Below are 16,699 nucleotides of genomic sequence, written 5' to 3' on the forward strand. Positions count from 1 at the left end.
TCGCGGGGAGAGTTGGCGTTCCGTTAGGCTTTGAGATTTTGGACGGAGCGTTAGTTTAAAACCTGCGAACAACTACCGTGATTGAGGTCTGACGCCTCAATCAATACGACCTGGTAGGTAGGATGCCTCTATAATGGAGTGCGGCCTAATGGAAAGCTAATGGGCCCGCTCATACCTACTTGACCGATACAACTTCCACAAACCTGAATTTTTTCTTGGCTATCTTTGTAGCTTCTTGCTCTGCAACTAGAGAACTGAGCGTATTGGCTTCATGTACGATCTCGTGCATCTTGCCTTCGAATTCATTCCCCACCCTCAGTGTGACTCTCAATCTGGAAGCAAGGGTTTTTGATAGTTTCTTTTTCTTCACTACCGCTGTCGGCTCCGTGATCACGATTTCCGGCACGGTGTCTTGCTCGTGGGTGTCGATTACTAATGCAGATGCTCCAGGCTCACCGAATAGCGCCCGACGCATTTCTTCTTCCGTCAGATCTGTAGTCATACCATTTCTCGAGAGGGAGTCGTGTATAGCGTTTCCGATTGTATCACTGTAGCCGGCTTCGAAAATGATAAGCCCTGCTTAGTATCTGACCTACCATAGCCACTAAATGGCGGCGAACGTTAGTTTCTGTCCTGAGTTCTCGTTTGAATGTGGCGCTTATTGACACTCACGCTTGTGTTGTCGCCGCTTCACATTTACGCTTTGCTCCGTCGCGGTCAATCCCGCGACCGGGCGTCAGAACCTGAATCAAAACCAAGGCGCGGTTTCTTCCATTCCGCACAGCCAGTGCTTCGTGCGCTAGCTGCTGCTTTTCTATGGCGGACCGTGCGGGGCAGGCTTCGGCCTGGCCGGTTCCTTGGTTTCCGGTTTCTGACCCCCGTACGGTTTGCCACCCTATGCCGCGTCAGAACGGTGGATGGCAATCCTTAATCAAACCAAGGAGATAAGGAAAATGGCATGCCCACCTTTTAAGCTCGTGCGCCACCCTGGCCCAATGGTTCAAGCTGCAAACTATCTCGGAGGATTCCGTGATGTTTGATCTTTCGCTTCTAATCGGCCTCCCCAAACCCAACAGCATCGACACGTCATCGCTTACCCCTGAAGATGCAGCGATTAAACTGCGGCAGGCTGCCACGCTTCGGCTGAATGGAGCCCAGAGTATTCTGCTTCATTTTCCGCAAGACGTTGAGCTGGCAGTAGAGCTGTTGGATGACGCCGCCGTTTTGTACGACAAGGCATTCCGAAATTTGACTGGTATTCCAGCTCAAAGCGTTCATCAACAGATCCACGAGTATGTCTCTGTCCCATCCGCTGAAGGGGCTCCCGCGATCCAAACTCCGTGGGGCGATGAGTTCGCTCCGGTAATAAAGGCGGGTGTTCGTTGCGCAGAGGCTTGGCTTGAAGGCTCATCATTACCGTTATGGTGGGCGCTGTCTCAGAACCGAAAACGTCATCGTCAAGGTGATCCACAAGAGGCATTTGAAGCAGGTTTTCTGCTGCGGTTGCAGCAGACGCTGATCATGCGACGTGAGGCGGTCACTTCCCAATCAACCCGCTTTGATGCCTGAGTCTGTAATTGACGTTTGAGATTTGCTTTTCCGGCCAAACCCTCCGATCAAGCGATCTTTGATCGCGCCGATCGGAGGGTTAACTCGCTTTTCTCGAAGCCGCCGCGTTCCACTCTCCATGCTCAAATTTAATTCCCACCACGCCTGCTTTCACCATCAGTAATTCTCCGCGATTTCCATCGAGCGCAACGTTATTCAGTGTGTGTCCGAGTCTTTTCGTTGGGCATGGATGTAGGTGTGGCGACAGCGGCGACGCCGGCGACAACCCACGTATAACGTGGTCTGGAGCATGGCGACAGAAGTGGCGACAGTCGCCACTTTCTCAGCGCATTGGCTGTGACGCTTGACCGCCTTTTCGAGCGGGTATAACAATTGGCGCACGGATCGCTGTCGTTGACAGCACCTGCCCAGGTAGCCAGAACCTTCAAGGCTACGCCACTTGCGTGGTGGTTCTCCCGAAGTGCGATAAAGCGTCCGGCGGCTCGCACGGTCACTCTCCAAGGGTGATGGATGCCTACTCGACTTATCTGCCCGTTGCGGCAGACGATGGACCTTCCTCGCTGCACTGGAGCAATCTCACCTCTCGGCACACGTCGCTGCGCCAGACCGCGCCCGTCTCTTTCTACCGGAAAGAGACGGGCGCTCGTACCACTGCTGCAAGCCACGTCGTACAGGGCATTGCCGCAACTCTCCTCGTGACAATCGGCCTGACAAATCCGATTCGTCGCCATCCGCAACGACACAGGCCCCGGTGCCGCAGCCTATGGAAAGGCTGCACCTGACTGACAGTCAGGCATGCCCCAGGTGTCGATGTTGTTGCCTTCTCCCACCCAGAATCTCCAGGTGCCGAACTCGTCAGTCGGCGCAGCCTCCACCCGCCCGCATCTTTGAATGCGTCTAAGGAGGCCAGATTCATGGGCCTATGCCCTGGCTTCCGGTCTTAAGGAGCCGTTCGTTCCGCGTCAGTGAACACCTCACAGGCCGCAGGGGCCTTGATCCCTGATAACACTCAACAGACGTGGCGGGACTACGTGAGGACAACCAGCAATGAACGAGGAGAGGGCCCATGCAGCAGTTAGATCCGAAGCTTGAACTACCACGACCACCTCGACCGCTGATCGAGTCGAATCCCGTGGCCCAGCCTTATCCGGTGCAAGCACTGGGTGGGATTCTTGGGCCTGCGGTCGAGCGCATGGCCGAGGTGATCGGCGTACCCCAGGCACTGGCTGCACAATCAGTCTTGGCTGCTTCGGCGCTGGCCACCCAAGGTCATGTGGGTCTACAGCTCGACGGGAGAAATTACCCTCTGTCGCTGTACCTGATCACGGTGGCTGCGTCCGGTGATCGTAAAACGGCAGCAGATCGATGTGCATTGCTGCCCGCACGGCAATGGGAGCGTGAGCAGTGGCAACGCTATCGCGAACAACTTGCTCGATACCGTGCCGTACAAAAACAGGCTCAGCGTATTAATCCTGGCGATCCTGACTCCGCAAACCGCGCCTTCGTAGAGGAGGAGCCCTCGGTCCCTAGGTTGATTACCACGGATCCGACTATCGAGGCTCTGATCAAGGGTCTCTGCAATGACCTGCCCAGCATGGGCCTGTTCTGCGATGAAGGTGGGCAATTCCTCGGCAGCAGCACCATGAGTCGGGATAACCGTTTGAAAGCGGTCACGACCCTGTCGTCACTCTGGGATGGCAGCCCGATAGATCGCGCTCGCTCTATGGCCGGTGAAAGCTTGCGGGCTTACGACCGGCGCTTGAGTCTGCACTTGATGCTGCAACCGTACTTGGCGATGCAGTTGCTCAGCGATCCTTTGCTGCAGGGACAAGGCATCCTTGGTCGCTGCCTGATGACCTGGCCCACCAGCCTTGCCGGGCAACGCAGCTACCAGGCTGTGGACTTGTCCAAAGACGCTGCCCTGAAGCGCTATCACCACCGACTTTCAGCCCTGTTTCATCAGCCGTGGTCGTTGTCCCCTGACGGCGCTTTGTTGCTTTCAACGCTGAGCCTCAGTCCGCTGGCTCGCCGTCGGTGGATTGATTTGCATGATGCCATCGAGGCTCAGTTGGGTGAGTTTGGGGAGCTGGCCAATGTGCGGCCGAGCGGATCAAAGGCCGCCGATAACCTGCTGCGTGTCGCTGGCATTTTGGCCGTGGTGGAGGAGAGCAGTGCCGTGGAGGTCGACCATATCCAGCGGGCCTCGACCTTGATCGGGTACTACCTCACCGAGATTCAGCGGCTGACCGAACAGGAGCCAGTGTGCCGGGTAAGGGAAGAGGCGGATCGGTTGCTGCGCTGGCTACAGTTCAAGGGTTGGAAGCGTTTCAGTGTTCGAGAGCTAAATCGCAACGGCCCCCGCTTTGCCCGTAAGAGCAGCCGTCATGCCACCAAGCTGTTGGTCGAGTTGATTGATCATCAATGGCTGATCACTGACGGCCAGACCTTCGAGGTGCGCCATGTTCAACCTTGATGAAGCACTGCGCAATCACCTGGCTCAACGCCAAAAAGAGCCCAAAGCGCGGTTTGTCGCCGCCAGTGTCGCCACTTTGTCGCCAGGCTCAAAGCCTGGCAGAACAAGGGTTGTCGCCGCTGTCGCCGAAGTCGCCACCCTCCGTAAAACCATCACCACGACCACGGCCATTATCCAATGGTTGAAAGAGGAGGGCGCGTATCTCTACGTCACCGACAACACGCTGTGCTTTCGCCCAACTGATTGGGGCCAGCTAGACGTTGTGAGTGCGAACTGGAGAGCCCTTTTGTATGAGCTTGCTGCAGTCGATCAGAAGCAGAAAAATGGCTCGGGTCGGTAAGCGAGCTGGGCGTAATTTCGGCTTCGGTCGCCAGCTCAGCTATGCCGGCCCGCAAGCCCTGAAAGATCTATTTGGTGACGGCCATTTTGCGACCGTCAAAGCCCATAGCGATCGCTGGCAGGCATTCGTGCGTTGGTGTCGATCGGAGGAAGGTCCGATTCTCAATGATGCGCGACAGATTGATCGCGAGATCCTCATGCGGTACGCCGCCCACGTGCGTGAGCAGGTGGATCAGGGCTACGTCGGTGTTGCCACCGCGCAGAACCGCCTGTCCAGCGTCAACCGAACGATGGCCGCGCTGCGCGGTGATCACTACGTCAAAATCCCAAGCCCGAGTAAGGTGCTGGGCCTGCAGCGTTCAAGCGCGTGTAATGAGGCACCGCAAGGCCAAGACCGTGTACAGGTCGAGCAGATCGCACAGAAGCTGTCAGAGCACGGCCAGCAGCGAGTAAGCGCAATTGTGCATCTGGCCCGGGAGACCGGTATGCGCCTGCGTGAGGCGATCCTGGCGGACCTGCCTCGACTGCAACGCGAGGCCCGTAAACTGGGCAAAATCAACATCCAGGACGGCACCAAGGGCGGCCGAGCAGGCGCATCCGCGCCGCGTTGGATCGAGATCACGGATCAAGTTCGCGATGCTCTCTATAGAGCGAACGAGGCCTCACCCAAGGGCAGCCGCAATCTATTAGCGCTCGACGAAAGCTACAAGGTTTTCTTACAGACAGTTGTGCGTCCTGCGCGGGACATTCTGCATGAGCATGGATTGAAAGGCTTTCATGAACTGCGGGCTGCGTACGCCTGTGAGCGCTATGAGCAACTGACCGGTTTCCCTGCCCCCGTCAATGGTGGTCGTGGCCATCGAGAAGATCGAGAGCTTGATCGACGAGCCCGCCAGCAAATCAGCCATGAGTTGGGACATAGTCGCATCGATGTGGTGAATGCCTACATCGGTGGTCGGCGATGAGGTCCGAGTTCGATATGGCGTTGTTTCTGACTCCGGTGCTCAAAGGCGCGCATTCCACTCGGCAGCGGCACATCAGGCAAGCGGAAAAGATGCAAGAGGCGATTCGTGAGCGCTGGGGTTGCGCGACTCCTTGGTCCTGGAAGGAAAAGCACGTGAGATGGTTTTTGGAACACTCTCTGCGTTGTTCAGCGCCTGCGACCGTCTACTACTACGAGTTAACGGCAGAATTGATCCGTCGCAGAAAGGCGCAAATCGTGGCTGGCTGATAGATCATTTAAGCGTGAGTCCCTGAGTATGGGAATGCAGAGCCTTCCCATACTCAGGGACTTTGACTTAGGAGCGCAGGCTTGCGAGAAATCTGGTGATAGTCGTGAAGTCTGTCGCCATGCTGCACGACTCGGTTACAGGGTTTTTCGCCAGCACCACCAGTCCCTGGATGCTCAGCGTATCGGCACGACGTTGAGGTCTCTGGTGTGATTGATCGCGGCTGCCGACAGGCTGCCGGTGGCCGCCTTCTGGATATGTTCACTCCACCAGGCCATCATCGGACGCCGGCGTTCGATGTAATCTGCCCGGTTGTAGGCACTTCGAACCTCGTCTTTATCGACATGCGCCAGCGCGACTTCGATCAGTTCCGGATCCCACCCATGCTCGTTTAGGATGGTGCTGGCCATTGAGCGCATGCCGTGGCTGACCAAGCGGTCCTGAAAGCCCATGCGCTTCAACGCCATGTTGGCGGTCTGGCTATTGGCGTGAGTGCGTGGGTTTCGGTCTGCCGGGAAGACATACTCTCGATGACCGCTATGGGACTTGAGTATCTCCAGCAATGCCATGGCTTGATCGCTTAACGGGATGCTGTGCGGGCGGCGCTTTTTCATCCGCTCCGGAGGGATGGTCCAGACACGTCTTTCAAAATCTATGTCTGCCCAGCGAGTGGTCGCTGCTTCTGCAGGGCGAGTCATGGTATGCAACTGCCATTCGATCAGGCAGCGGGTCGTGCGTTTGATACTGGCGTTTGCGAGTTCCAGCATGAGCTCGGGTAGCTCTTCGGGCGAGAGCGCAGCCATGTTCTCTTTCTTGGGTTTCTTGAATACCGCCCGGATGCCACTGAGTGGGTTGGCGAAGATCAGGCCGGAGTTTACGCCGTAGGTCATGATCTCGTTAAGCCGCTGACTAAGGCGCTTAACCGTCTCTAGGCTGCCTTTCGCTTCGATTGGACGAAGCAGCTCGATCACCATCGGCGCGGTGATTTTCGTGAGTGGCGTCGTCCTCAAATCGGGGAACACATGCAGCGTGAGCGACCGCCAAATATCCTCGGCGTAGGCCGGCGTGACCGAGTCTTTCTTAAGCTCGAACCAGGCAGTGGCTACGTTCTCGAAAGTGTGTTCCGTTTCTGCGCGCTTGGCCTCATTTAGCGTATCGCGCTGCACTTTCGGATCGATGCCTTGGGCGAGCAGCTCGCGGGCTTGCACTGCCATCTTTCGGGCGTTCGCCAGCGAAAGCTCTGGGTAGGTACCCAAGCCCATGTTAATTCGGTTTTTAGTCACCGGTTCACGGTAGTTGAAATTCCACAGCAGAGAGCCGTTGCTGCGTACTCGGAGTTGCAAACCGTCCCCGTCGGTGAGGACGTAGTCCTTGGACGCGGGTTTGACTCCCTTAAGCTGTCGATCGGAGAGACGTAGGGTTTGAGCAGGCATGAGATTTACCTCAGACACTGATTTGGTATTCCAGAGGTTACCACCGGATGGGCTGGAATACCGTTTGGAATACCAGAACTTCTGGAACTCCCAAAAGCTAGAGAGACATCAATAGCCGCTAAAGTCCTGTATTTACTGGGTTTCAGGCACAAAAAAAGACGTCCGTGGACGTCTTTAGATGATCAAGTGGTGGAGCCGGGGGGATTTGAACCCCCGTCCGCCAGTACTCCGCTGTCGGTACTACATGCTTAGCCGTTTCTATTAAGTTAACCCTCAGCGACCCGAAGGGCAGGGTGCTTTGGGCGAGTTGTGTAAGTTTTAGCCGCTTCGTCCACAACGTACTGCACGGCGATCCTGTTCTATATGACAATCACTTCAGGTTTACAGGCATCCCCTAGTGATTGCTGGACCCGAAGGTACCAGGAGGATGGCTAAGGCAGCTTACGCTGCGAGAGCTTGACCCTCGTAGGTTTCGTCATTGGCAACTATAAGAAGTTGCAACAGTGGATTTACGAGTTCTGTTACCAACTCGGCATGCACCTAGAGTTTCGCAACCGGCGTCGAATCCTAAACGGCCCCGATGCTTGCTGGCCGTAACCAGCAAGCTGCGCAGTCTACGCCAATTCGGCGCAGAAGGCCAACCTCAAGGGCTTACTTATCGTCGCCGCCTTTGGTGAGGTTTTGCAGTTTCTGCAGGGCTTGGGTGGTGGTCGCGATGCAATCTTCTGTTTTACCCGCCGCTTGTTCACCTTTGGCTTTTTCGACCATGGCGTCGATGTCGCCTTTGGTGTTTTCGCTGGTGGCAAGAAGGGTGGCTTGGGCATCGGCGATTTTTATCAGGTTGATCTGGCAGAGGTCATCTGCCGCAAACACCGGAGAGGCCAACATTGCAGCGGATACAAACAGACCAGCCAATGCGGTACGTTTCATAGGGTCAAGCTCCTTTTGCACAGTAAGGCCCGGTGGCTCCGGGCTCGGTTATAGGCCCCAATCATTAGGGTTCAAGCTAATTGACTATAGCCACGCTCTGGAGTTCTGCCTGCGTTTGGCCAGTATTTGATGAATTTTTTTGTGCCCAAAAAGGGGGCGTTTTCAGGCGGTTCGTAGGCCCGATCCCTTTCCTTCTTATGAAACTTCCTAGACACTCTCGTTCGCTTGCGCCTGTCCAGTTCGGGGGATAGTCTCGGCCCATCGCTGCACATCAGCGGTCGGGTTTAGTCGCCCGGCTTGTAAACTTGGCGCAAGGCGCTACCTCTACGAGGCCCTTTTCTAGGGCCTGCGTTTTATGGTGGCCGTGCGCAGGGCACTTTCGAGTGCGCCGGTTTCCAAGTTTGCCGGTCGACTAACCTGCGTACGGCTGCCTCCCCATCGTTAGTCGCGATTTAAGGCAGCTCCCTAAACTTGGAGAGCACTATGAAAAAGATTGTCCCCGATCCACCTGCCTTACCCTCGCAAGAGGCTGTTCAGTGCGATGCACTGTCGTTAGACCGCGCGGCCACCGAGCGCGCCCTCAATTACTACCTGCACGACCATAAGCCTCCACGGCACGTGGATCAGGCCACGTATGCCATACCCGACAACGTCAATGTAGAAGCGGCTTTGGCCCAAGCGTCAGACTTGTTGCGCTGCGCGGGTGCTTCGGCGTGTGAGGCGGGGAATGGTTTGAGCGGGCATGCGCACAGCTTGGTGTTGTCGAGCATGCATTTGGTGGAGTTGGCCAAAGCGTATGTGGATAAGTCGCTGGATGGGTTGACGACGCACTAGAGCAGCACGCGCCTGAGTGCAAGCAGGCGCGTTTTCAGGTGTAAAGATTAATCGCGGTTTTTGTAGGTCAAAGATTACGAGCGGTGCTGACGCGGTCTACCAGGTAGACCAGGCCGTGGTAGTCGATGCCGCCATGTTGGCTCAGGCCTATTTCACACGTGCGGCTGGTCGATATCCCTTCGCTGCAATGCTGCACGGCGTCTTTTAAGGTGCGCAGTGAGTGGGCGTTCAGCTCGGGGGTGGTAAAGCCTTTGTCGCCCGCAAAGCCGCAGCAATGTATCCCCTCCGGTATCACCACGTCGGTGCTGCACAGCCGTGCGATGTCGATCAGCGCCTGGCTTTCGCCCAGGTGCTGGGTGCTGCAGGTGACATGCACGGCGATGGGGGCGGTTTGTGGGGTGAAGTTCAACTTATCCACAAGGTGGGTGCGGATGAAGCGCACCGGGTCGTAGAGGTCGAGGCGGGTTTCGCCCAGGTCCTGGACCAGGCGCAGGGTGCAGGGGCTGGTGTCGCAGTAAATGGGGTCGACCCCGCCACGGCTGGCGTGCAGCAAGGCGCCGATGAGTTCCTGGCGTTTGTGTTCGGCCTGTTCGTTGTAGCCCTTGGAGGCAAACGGCTGGCCGCAGCACAGGCTGTCCATGTTCTCGGGAAAGACCACTTGGTAACCGGCTTTTTCCAGCAGGCTGCGGGTTTTGTCGAGCAACGAGGTTTGCTCTTTGTCGCCCGCCGCCGGGCCCATGACGCGGGACACGCAGGCCGCCAAATACACCACCCGCGGGCGGGCATCTTTAACCGGCGGGCTGAAGCGTATCGCCCGCTCGGGTTGCGGCATGGCGTTGGTCCAGAGCGGCACGCGGCCTTTGCTGGCTTTGGTCAGGGCTGCCGAGATTTTGCCCAGGCGCGGCGCGCCCAGCAGGATGCGTGCGCCATTGGCCACGTGCAGGGTGAAGCGCGCGCCTTGCAGCGTGGTTGCAAAGTGGTTGCCCAGCAGGTCGGCGGCTTTGAGGTGGTTGGCGCTGCGCGCGCGCAGTTTTTTCACCAGTTCGCCGGTGTTGATGCCCACCGGGCAACGCTGGGCGCACAAACCGGTGGCGGCGCAGGTGTCGATGCCTTGGTAGGCGTAGGCTTTTTCCAGCTCGCGGGTGTCGACCCCGGCGCGCTTTTTGGCCTGAATGTCACGCCAGATCACAATCCGTTGCCGTGGGCTGAGGGTCAGGCCTTTAGAAGGACACACCGGCTCACAAAAACCGCACTCGATGCACTTATCCACAATCTCGTCGGCGGCCGGCATCGGCTTGAGGTTTTTAAGATGGATGTGCGGGTCTTCGCTGAGCACCACGTCGGGGTTGAGGATGCCTTGCGGGTCGAGCAAACGCTTGAGTGCCCACATCAATTGATAGGCGTCGCTGCCCCATTCCAGCTCAACAAACGGCGCCATGTTGCGCCCGGTGCCGTGTTCGGCCTTGAGCGAGCCGCCAAACTCCACGGCGATGAGCTGCGCCACGTCGTCCATAAATGCTTGGTAACGGGCGACTTCTTCGGGGTTGTTAAAGCCCTGTGTGAATACAAAGTGCAGGTTGCCTTCCAGGGCGTGGCCGAACAGGATCGCTTCGTCGTAGTGGTGTTTGTCGAACAGCTCGATGAGGCGGTTGACGCCGATGGCCAGTTGCTCGACCGGGAAGGTCACGTCTTCGATGATCACCGTGGTGCCGGTTTTGCGCACCGCGCCGACAGCCGGGAAGGTGTCTTTGCGAATCGCCCAGAGCTTGGCGTTTTCGCCGGGGTTTTCGGTGAAGTCGACTTGTTTCTCGACCGCAAAGTCGGCCAGCGACGCCATGATCTGCGCCAGTTGTTCGTGCAGTAAGGTTTGGCTGGCCGCGCGGGACTCAATCAGCAGGGCGCAGGCATTGGCCGACAGTTCTTTAACGAACGCGGGCATGCCGGGTTTGTCTTGCACCGAGCGCAGGCTGCGGCGGTCGAGCAGTTCGACGGCTGACACGGGCTGGCTTTTCAGCACGGTGACCGCGTTGCAGCAGGTCTCGACGTCGGGGAAGACGATCAGCGCCGAGGCTTTGTTCGGGTGGTCGATGACGGTGTCGTAGGTCACCGAGCTGATAAAGCCTAGGGTGCCTTCGCTGCCGACCAGCAAGTGGCTGAGGATATCCAGCGGGTCATCGAAGTCGACCAGGGCGTTGAGTGACAGGCCCGTGGTGTTTTTCAGACGGTATTTGTGGCGGATTTTTGCAGCCAATTCAGCATTGGCGCGGGTCTCGCGGGCCAATGTCGCCAATTGGTCGAGCAGGGCGCTGTGGCTTTGACGAAAGGCGGCGATGTTGGCCGCGTCTTCGGTGTCTACCCGGGTGCCGTCTGCCAGTACCACGCGGATACCGGCCAGGGTGTGGTAGGTGTTTTGCGCAGTGCCGCAGCACATGCCGCTGGCGTTGTTGGCGACGATGCCGCCGATTTTGCAGGCGTTGATCGAGGCCGGGTCGGGGCCGATTTTGCGGCCGAACGGGGCTAGCCAGGCGTTGGCTTGCGCGCCGATGACCCCCGGTTGCAGGCGGATTTGCGCGCCTTGCTCGCGAATGACTTTGCCGTTCCAGTTGTCGCCGAGTACGATCAGCACTGAATCGCTGATGGCCTGGCCTGACAGGCTGGTGCCTGCGGCGCGGAAGGTGACGGGTACCTGGTCGCGACGGGCGAGGTTGAGCAGTTCAACCACTTCGTCTTCAGATTCGACGCGGATCACCAGTTGCGGGATCAGCCGGTAAAAGCTCGCGTCGGTGCCGAAAGCCAGGGTGGAAAGCGGGTCGGTGAAGCGGCGGTCGTCGGGGATCAGCCGCTCGGCATCACGGGTAAACGTCGCAGGCAGGCTCATGCGTCCTCCAGAATTAATACCACCAGGTCTTTCGGGCCGTGGGCGCCGTAGGCCAGTACTTGTTCGATGTCAGCGGTTTTTGACGGGCCAGACACCAGCAATGCGTTAGTCGGCATGCCGGCGGTCCAGTTCATTTCACGCTGCACTGAATAAAAGTTGTCGCGGATTTGGCTGGCCTTGAGCAACGCAAAATGCACCGGCGGTACCAGGCTCATCAGGCGCGGTTCTTCTGGCGTTGGCCAGAGGATCAAGCTGCCGGTGGCGGCAATCGCGCCCAAGGTGGTGGTGAAGCTGGCCGGGGTGTCATTGAACAGCTCGGCTTTCCATTCTTCCACGGGGCGGTCGTAGGCTTTGAGTGGCGGCAGCGCAGGGTTTTGTGCCCAATGTGCCGTCACTTTCTGCCCGTGCGCGGTGGTTGGGGCGATCAGCAGGCTTGGCAATTGACGGTCACAGACCAATTGCGCCAGCAGGGCGGGCCAGTCGGCTTCGGTGGTGAGGTGGATTTCGGTGTGCACGGCTTCCATCAACTTACGCAGTTGCGGGATGCGCTGCTCCGGGGTGTAGGTCCACGGTTCTGTCACTAATACTTCGTCGAAGTTGTCAGGCACGGGTGTGGTGCCTGTGAGGCTTTTACGCAGTTTGTTGAGGATGTTTTGCTTGGCGCTCATCGCGAGGCTCCCGACTTTTTCGCCATGTGTTCGCGGGCCATGTCGTGCAGCGAGCGGGCGGCGGGTTTAGGGGCGCTGTGGTTCTGGGTCCACGGGCCTACGTTGTTGGGTGTTAGCCCGCGCAGGCGGGTGGCGGCTTTGACGAACACGCGGTAGAGCGCGGGCGAGCTGTTGAGCTTGGCCCACAGGTTCCACATGAGGCGCTCTTTGCGAGAGTACTTGCTGCCTTGGCCGCGCATGATGCGTGGTACGGCATCGGGCGATTTAACGTTCTCTTCGCGTAGGCGACGCAACAACGCCGGGATCGGAATTTTTACCGGGCACACTTCGCCACAGGCGCCGCACAACGACGAAGCGCTGGGGTGATCCGGGACTTTGCCCAGGCCGACCATGTGCGGGGTGATGATTGCGCCAATCGGGCCGGGGTACACCTCGCCGTAGGCATGACCGCCGATGCGGGTGTACACCGGGCAGTGGTTCATGCAGGCACCGCAGCGAATGCAGTTGAGGGTTTGGCGCAGTTCGCTGTCAGCAAACGCCTGGCTGCGACCGTTGTCGAGCAGCACCAGGTGGACTTCTTCGGGGCCGTCGAGTTCGCCGGGTTTGCGTGGGCCGGAGATCATGTTGACGTAGGTGGTGATCGGTTGGCCGAGTGCCGAGCGGGTCAGCAATGACACCAGCGGTACAACGTCACGCAGGTTTTCGACCACTTTCTCGATGCCGGTGACGGCAATGTGTACCGGCGGCACGGTGGTCGACATGCGCCCGTTGCCTTCGTTTTCGACCAGCAGCAGGGTGCCGGTTTCGGCCACGGCGAAGTTGACGCCGGACACGCCGATGTCGGCTTCGAAAAACTTTTGGCGCAGCACGCGACGACCGATCTGGATCAGTTGGTCGACGTCTTTGGTGTATTCAACGCCGAGCTTGTTGTGGAACAGGTCGGCCACTTGCCCGGCGTTCTTGTGGATCGCGGGCATGATGATGTGGGACGGTTTCTCGTTGTCGAGCTGAACAATGTACTCGCCCATGTCGGACTCAAGGCATTCGATGCCTTGAGCGCCGAGCACGTGGTTCATTTCCATCTCTTCGCTGACCATCGACTTGCCTTTGATGACTTGCTTGGCGGCACGGCGGCGGGCAATCGAGAGCACGATGTCATTGGCCTGCTCGACGGTTTCAGCCCAGTGCACGTGCACACCGTTGCGGGTCAGGTTGGTTTCGAGGCGTTCCAGCAGGTCAGGCAGTTTGGACAGGGCACGGGCCCGGACGGCATTGCCCAGCGCACGCAAATGCTCGCGTTCGTGGGCATCGCTGAAGGACACCGCGCGTTTGGTCATCAGCGAGTCCATGGCGTTGCGAAAGTTATTTCGCAATTGTTTGTCGGCCAATGCCTCGTGGGCGCGCTCGCGGAAGTCTTCGATGACAACAGCAGGGATCAACGCACTCATTGTGCACCCCCGGTGCGCTGCCACAGGAAGCTGGCCAGATGCTGACCGCGCAGGGCTTTTTGCTGCTTTTCGAGGGAGCCGTTGATGTTCATCAGGCAGCCGCAGTCGGCGGCCAGTACTTGGTGTGCGCCGGTTTCAATCAGGGCGCGGGTCTTGTCGGCGACCATGGCCCCGGAAATATCAGGCAGGCGCACGCTGAATGTCCCACCAAAGCCGCAGCATTCACTTTCATGGCTGTGGTCGATGCGCTCAACATTGCCCAGTTGCGCGAGCATTTCGCGGCCGTGCAGGTGGGTGTTCATTTCTCGGCGGGCAGAGCAAGAGGTGTGCAGCGCGACTTTGATCGGAGCGCCGCTGTCCTTGAACTGCACTTTGCACACGAACAGCAAAAATTCGGTGAGTTCAAAGGTGCGTTCGGCCAGGGCGTGGACCTTTTTCAAGGTGTCTGGCTCGTCTTTGAACAGGTCTTCGTAGTGTTCGCGCAGCATGCCGGCGCAGGAGCCGGAGGGCACGACCACGGGGTAATCTTCGGCAAACAGCGCCAATTGTGCGCGGGCAACTTTGCGGGCCTGGTCGGTGTAACCCGAGGTGTAGGCCGGTTGCCCGCAGCAGCTTTGGCCTTGCGGGTAGTCCACGTCGATGCCTTCGCGTTCGATCAGGTGGATCGCGTCCATCCCGGCTTCGGGGAAGAACAGGTCGACGACGCAGGTGCCGAACAGGTAGACCTTGCGGGGTTTGTGCGCAGGGTAATGGCGCGGGGTCGGAAGGGGTGGGGCGACACGGGTCGCGTTGGGCACGGCGTTGTAAAAAAGCTCGCTCATCAGGCGTCTCCGGGTGGTCCCGGTTATAGATCCACGGTAGCGGCTGAAAACCCTCTTCAGCCGCGAGGCAGACCGGGTAATAAAGTGTGGGCGCCGGGGACGTGCCCCGGCGCTTTTAACGTGGTGTCACCATAGCCCTATTGCTTAATGCACCAGCATGCCGGTGAACCAGTACGCCTGGGCGAGCGTGATCAGGCCAACGATGGTGGCGAAAAACAGGCTGTGTTTGAGGGTGAAGCGGAACAGGTCGGACTCTTTGCCCACCAGGCCGGTTGCCGCACAGGCGACGGCGATGGATTGTGGCGAGATCATTTTGCCGGTCACGCCACCGCTGGTGTTGGCGGCCACCATAAGGGTGTCGCTGACGCCGATCTGGTGCGCGGTGGTGGCTTGCAACGAGCTGAACAGGGCGTTCGACGAGGTGTCGGAGCCGGTCAGGAACACGCCCAGCCAGCCGAGGAACGGCGAGAAGAACGGGAACGCAGCGCCCGTACCCGCCAGTACCAGGGCCATGGTGGAGGACATGCCCGAGTAGTTGGTCACGAAGGCAAAGGCCAGCACCATGCCGATGGACAGGATCGGCCAGCGCAGCTCGTAGAGGGTCTCTTTGAAAGTGGTCAGACCGGTTTTGATGTCGATTTTCAGGATCAGCATCGAGATCAGCGCCGAGAAGAAAATCGCGGTGCCGGTGGCTGAAATCGGGTCCAGTTTGAACACGGCGGCAATGGCGGTTGGCGCGTTGACGATCGGCGCGGTTTTGATCACCAGTTGATCAAGGTGCGGGATCGCGAAGTTGAACACCCAGCCGTACATCGAACCGCCTGGCGAGAACAGGGCCTTGAACGGTTTGAGGGTCCAGATGGTGACCAGCACAGTCAGGATCAGGAACGGCGACCAGGCCTTGAGGATTTGCATCAGGCTGTAAGGCGAAACCATCAAGTTGCTTGGTTTGCCAAAGCCGCCTGCGCTGGCGGTAACAACAACGTCAGAGCTCACGCCCGGAATCTGCGCGCCGGCGGTGCGTTTTGGCTGCCACACTTTCAGGAACAGGGTCAGGCTGATCAGGCTGGCCAGTGCCGAGGTGATGTCCGGCAGTTCTGGGCCAATGTAGTTGGAGGTGAAGTACTGAGTGACGGCGAAGCTCAAGCCGGCCACCAGTGCTGCGGGCCAGGTTTCACGCACGCCGCGCAGGCCGTCCATCATGAAGACCAGCCAGAACGGTACGAACAGCGACAGCAGCGGCAGTTGGCGACCGGCCATGGCGCCGATCTTGAACGCATCGATGCCTGTGACCTGGCCCGCCACGATGATCGGGATGCCGAGGGCGCCGAAGGCAACCGGGGCGGTGTTGGCGATCAGGCACAGGCCAGCAGCGTACAGCGGGTTGAAGCCGAGGCCTACGAGCAGGGCCGCGGTAATCGCTACCGGAGCACCGAAACCGGCTGCGCCTTCCAGAAACGCACCGAAGCAGAAGCCGATCAGCAGCACTTGCAGGCGCTGGTCATCGGTAATCGACAGGACGGAGCTGCGGATGATTTCGAACTGGCCGCTTTTGACGGTCAGTTTGTAGAGGAACACCGCGGCAACGATGATCCAGGCAATCGGCCAGAGGCCATAAGCAAATCCATACCCTGCGGCGGCAATCGCCATGTCGACCGGCATCTGGAAGGCGAAGATCGCCACCAGAATCGACAGGGCAAGGGTAATGCTGCCAGCCACGTGCCCTTTGAGACGGAACACAGCCAAGGCCAGGAAGAAAAACACAATCGGGATAACGGCCGCGAGTGCGGACAAGCCGAGGCTGCCGAGCGGGCTGTAAAGCTGTTGCCAGGTTTGCATATGGGGTGGCCCCTAATTGTTATTGGTCGATGCTGCTGACTGCATTTGGGTAATTGGTAATACCAATTTACAATCGCTGTGGGCTAGGTTAAAAGCCTTGTATGGCGTGTGTCAATTTGCCGCTACTTAATCTTTCGTCGCGTTGTTCGTTGCCTGGGCAACTGATGGGGTAAAAGGCGGTTTTTCTGATAGGTGTTTGGCGAGCGCCAATCGGCGAGAATAGTGGGCCCGGCGCGTG

Annotated in this window: 14 protein-coding genes and 1 other RNA gene; 6 read left to right on the forward strand and 9 right to left on the reverse strand. The window is 58.5% G+C overall.

All coding sequences use genetic code 11. From position 1 onward, the window contains the following. Positions 1-175 precede the first annotated feature (175 nt). Complete coding sequence (locus GHO32_RS08125; protein WP_153442816.1) at positions 176-502, reverse strand: hypothetical protein; 327 nt, start codon at positions 500-502, stop codon at positions 176-178. 530 nt (positions 503-1,032) lie between these two features. Here GHO32_RS08125 and GHO32_RS08130 point away from each other — a divergent pair. From GHO32_RS08130 to GHO32_RS26810, 5 genes are all read left to right on the forward strand, one after another. Next, positions 1,033-1,569, forward strand: coding sequence for a LasR-specific antiactivator QslA (locus GHO32_RS08130; RefSeq protein ID WP_054896124.1), 537 nt, complete (start codon positions 1,033-1,035; stop codon positions 1,567-1,569). A gap of 1,066 nt (positions 1,570-2,635) precedes the next feature. Further along, positions 2,636-4,042, forward strand: a complete 1,407-nt coding sequence (locus tag GHO32_RS08135) for a YfjI family protein (protein ID WP_054896123.1) — start codon at positions 2,636-2,638, stop codon at positions 4,040-4,042. Further along, positions 4,029-4,382: a hypothetical protein gene (locus GHO32_RS08140; protein WP_054896122.1), complete on the forward strand. Its 354-nt coding sequence runs from the start codon at positions 4,029-4,031 to the stop codon at positions 4,380-4,382. The genes GHO32_RS08135 and GHO32_RS08140 overlap by 14 nt, the downstream gene beginning before the upstream one ends. Continuing rightward, positions 4,366-5,346: an integrase domain-containing protein gene (locus GHO32_RS08145; protein ID WP_054896121.1), complete on the forward strand. Its 981-nt coding sequence runs from the start codon at positions 4,366-4,368 to the stop codon at positions 5,344-5,346. The genes GHO32_RS08140 and GHO32_RS08145 overlap by 17 nt, the downstream gene beginning before the upstream one ends. After that, positions 5,343-5,612 (forward strand): hypothetical protein, encoded by a 270-nt coding sequence (locus GHO32_RS26810; RefSeq protein WP_054896120.1) that lies wholly within the window; start codon positions 5,343-5,345, stop codon positions 5,610-5,612. Before GHO32_RS08145 ends, GHO32_RS26810 begins: the two co-directional genes overlap by 4 nt. Positions 5,613-5,786: 174 nt before the next feature. Here the strand turns inward: GHO32_RS26810 and GHO32_RS08150 are convergent, their stop codons facing one another. The 3 genes from GHO32_RS08150 to GHO32_RS08160 all read right to left on the reverse strand — a co-directional run bounded on the left by GHO32_RS08150 (position 5,787) and on the right by GHO32_RS08160 (position 7,973). After that, entirely contained in the window at positions 5,787-7,043 is a 1,257-nt protein-coding gene (locus GHO32_RS08150; protein WP_054896119.1) for an integrase domain-containing protein, read from the reverse strand. A 187-nt stretch (positions 7,044-7,230) separates the two neighbouring features. Then, positions 7,231-7,622, reverse strand: a transfer-messenger RNA (tmRNA) gene (ssrA, locus tag GHO32_RS08155). A 72-nt stretch (positions 7,623-7,694) separates the two neighbouring features. Further along, entirely contained in the window at positions 7,695-7,973 is a 279-nt protein-coding gene (locus tag GHO32_RS08160) for a hypothetical protein (protein WP_048373218.1), read from the reverse strand. Between the two features lie 483 nt (positions 7,974-8,456). On the opposite strand from GHO32_RS08160, the gene GHO32_RS08165 reads away from it, so the two are divergent. Beyond that, positions 8,457-8,807 carry a DUF6124 family protein gene (locus GHO32_RS08165; RefSeq protein ID WP_153334036.1) on the forward strand — a complete coding sequence of 117 codons (351 nt, stop codon included), beginning with the start codon at positions 8,457-8,459 and terminating at the stop codon, positions 8,805-8,807. A 67-nt stretch (positions 8,808-8,874) separates the two neighbouring features. On the opposite strand, the gene GHO32_RS08170 is transcribed toward GHO32_RS08165, so the two are convergent. The 5 genes from GHO32_RS08170 to GHO32_RS08190 all read right to left on the reverse strand — a co-directional run bounded on the left by GHO32_RS08170 (position 8,875) and on the right by GHO32_RS08190 (position 16,461). Then, on the reverse strand, positions 8,875-11,685 hold the full coding sequence (locus GHO32_RS08170; RefSeq protein ID WP_153334034.1) for an FAD-binding and (Fe-S)-binding domain-containing protein: 2,811 nt from the start codon (positions 11,683-11,685) through the stop codon (positions 8,875-8,877). Beyond that, the gene (locus GHO32_RS08175; protein ID WP_153334032.1) at positions 11,682-12,353 is read right to left on the reverse strand and encodes a lactate utilization protein C; all 672 of its coding nucleotides are present in this window, start codon (positions 12,351-12,353) and stop codon (positions 11,682-11,684) included. The genes GHO32_RS08170 and GHO32_RS08175 overlap by 4 nt, the downstream gene beginning before the upstream one ends. Further along, positions 12,350-13,801, reverse strand: coding sequence for a LutB/LldF family L-lactate oxidation iron-sulfur protein (locus GHO32_RS08180; protein ID WP_153334030.1), 1,452 nt, complete (start codon positions 13,799-13,801; stop codon positions 12,350-12,352). Before GHO32_RS08180 ends, GHO32_RS08175 begins: the two co-directional genes overlap by 4 nt. Continuing rightward, positions 13,798-14,622: a (Fe-S)-binding protein gene (locus GHO32_RS08185; protein WP_153334028.1), complete on the reverse strand. Its 825-nt coding sequence runs from the start codon at positions 14,620-14,622 to the stop codon at positions 13,798-13,800. The genes GHO32_RS08180 and GHO32_RS08185 overlap by 4 nt, the downstream gene beginning before the upstream one ends. A 144-nt stretch (positions 14,623-14,766) precedes the next feature. Further along, the gene (locus GHO32_RS08190; RefSeq protein WP_153327475.1) at positions 14,767-16,461 is read right to left on the reverse strand and encodes a lactate permease LctP family transporter; all 1,695 of its coding nucleotides are present in this window, start codon (positions 16,459-16,461) and stop codon (positions 14,767-14,769) included. Positions 16,462-16,699 lie beyond the last annotated feature (238 nt).

Origin of the sequence: Pseudomonas sp. FSL R10-2189 (assembly GCF_009600325.1) — a bacterium.
GTDB classification, from domain to species: Bacteria; Pseudomonadota; Gammaproteobacteria; order Pseudomonadales; family Pseudomonadaceae; genus Aquipseudomonas; species Aquipseudomonas helleri.

What these genes read in the sequence shown, in the direction of transcription:
- GHO32_RS08125 (WP_153442816.1), bottom strand. Translation starts at nt 502, where the DNA reads ATGACTACAGATCTGACGGAAGAAGAAATGCGTCGGGCGCTATTCGGT.
- GHO32_RS08130 (WP_054896124.1), top strand. Translation starts at nt 1,033, where the DNA reads ATGTTTGATCTTTCGCTTCTAATCGGCCTCCCCAAACCCAACAGCATC.
- GHO32_RS08135 (WP_054896123.1), top strand. Translation starts at nt 2,636, where the DNA reads ATGCAGCAGTTAGATCCGAAGCTTGAACTACCACGACCACCTCGACCG.
- GHO32_RS08140 (WP_054896122.1), top strand. Translation starts at nt 4,029, where the DNA reads ATGTTCAACCTTGATGAAGCACTGCGCAATCACCTGGCTCAACGCCAA.
- GHO32_RS08145 (WP_054896121.1), top strand. Translation starts at nt 4,366, where the DNA reads ATGGCTCGGGTCGGTAAGCGAGCTGGGCGTAATTTCGGCTTCGGTCGC.
- GHO32_RS26810 (WP_054896120.1), top strand. Translation starts at nt 5,343, where the DNA reads ATGAGGTCCGAGTTCGATATGGCGTTGTTTCTGACTCCGGTGCTCAAA.
- GHO32_RS08150 (WP_054896119.1), bottom strand. Translation starts at nt 7,043, where the DNA reads ATGCCTGCTCAAACCCTACGTCTCTCCGATCGACAGCTTAAGGGAGTC.
- GHO32_RS08160 (WP_048373218.1), bottom strand. Translation starts at nt 7,973, where the DNA reads ATGAAACGTACCGCATTGGCTGGTCTGTTTGTATCCGCTGCAATGTTG.
- GHO32_RS08165 (WP_153334036.1), top strand. Translation starts at nt 8,457, where the DNA reads ATGAAAAAGATTGTCCCCGATCCACCTGCCTTACCCTCGCAAGAGGCT.
- GHO32_RS08170 (WP_153334034.1), bottom strand. Translation starts at nt 11,685, where the DNA reads ATGAGCCTGCCTGCGACGTTTACCCGTGATGCCGAGCGGCTGATCCCC.
- GHO32_RS08175 (WP_153334032.1), bottom strand. Translation starts at nt 12,353, where the DNA reads ATGAGCGCCAAGCAAAACATCCTCAACAAACTGCGTAAAAGCCTCACA.
- GHO32_RS08180 (WP_153334030.1), bottom strand. Translation starts at nt 13,801, where the DNA reads ATGAGTGCGTTGATCCCTGCTGTTGTCATCGAAGACTTCCGCGAGCGC.
- GHO32_RS08185 (WP_153334028.1), bottom strand. Translation starts at nt 14,622, where the DNA reads ATGAGCGAGCTTTTTTACAACGCCGTGCCCAACGCGACCCGTGTCGCC.
- GHO32_RS08190 (WP_153327475.1), bottom strand. Translation starts at nt 16,461, where the DNA reads ATGCAAACCTGGCAACAGCTTTACAGCCCGCTCGGCAGCCTCGGCTTG.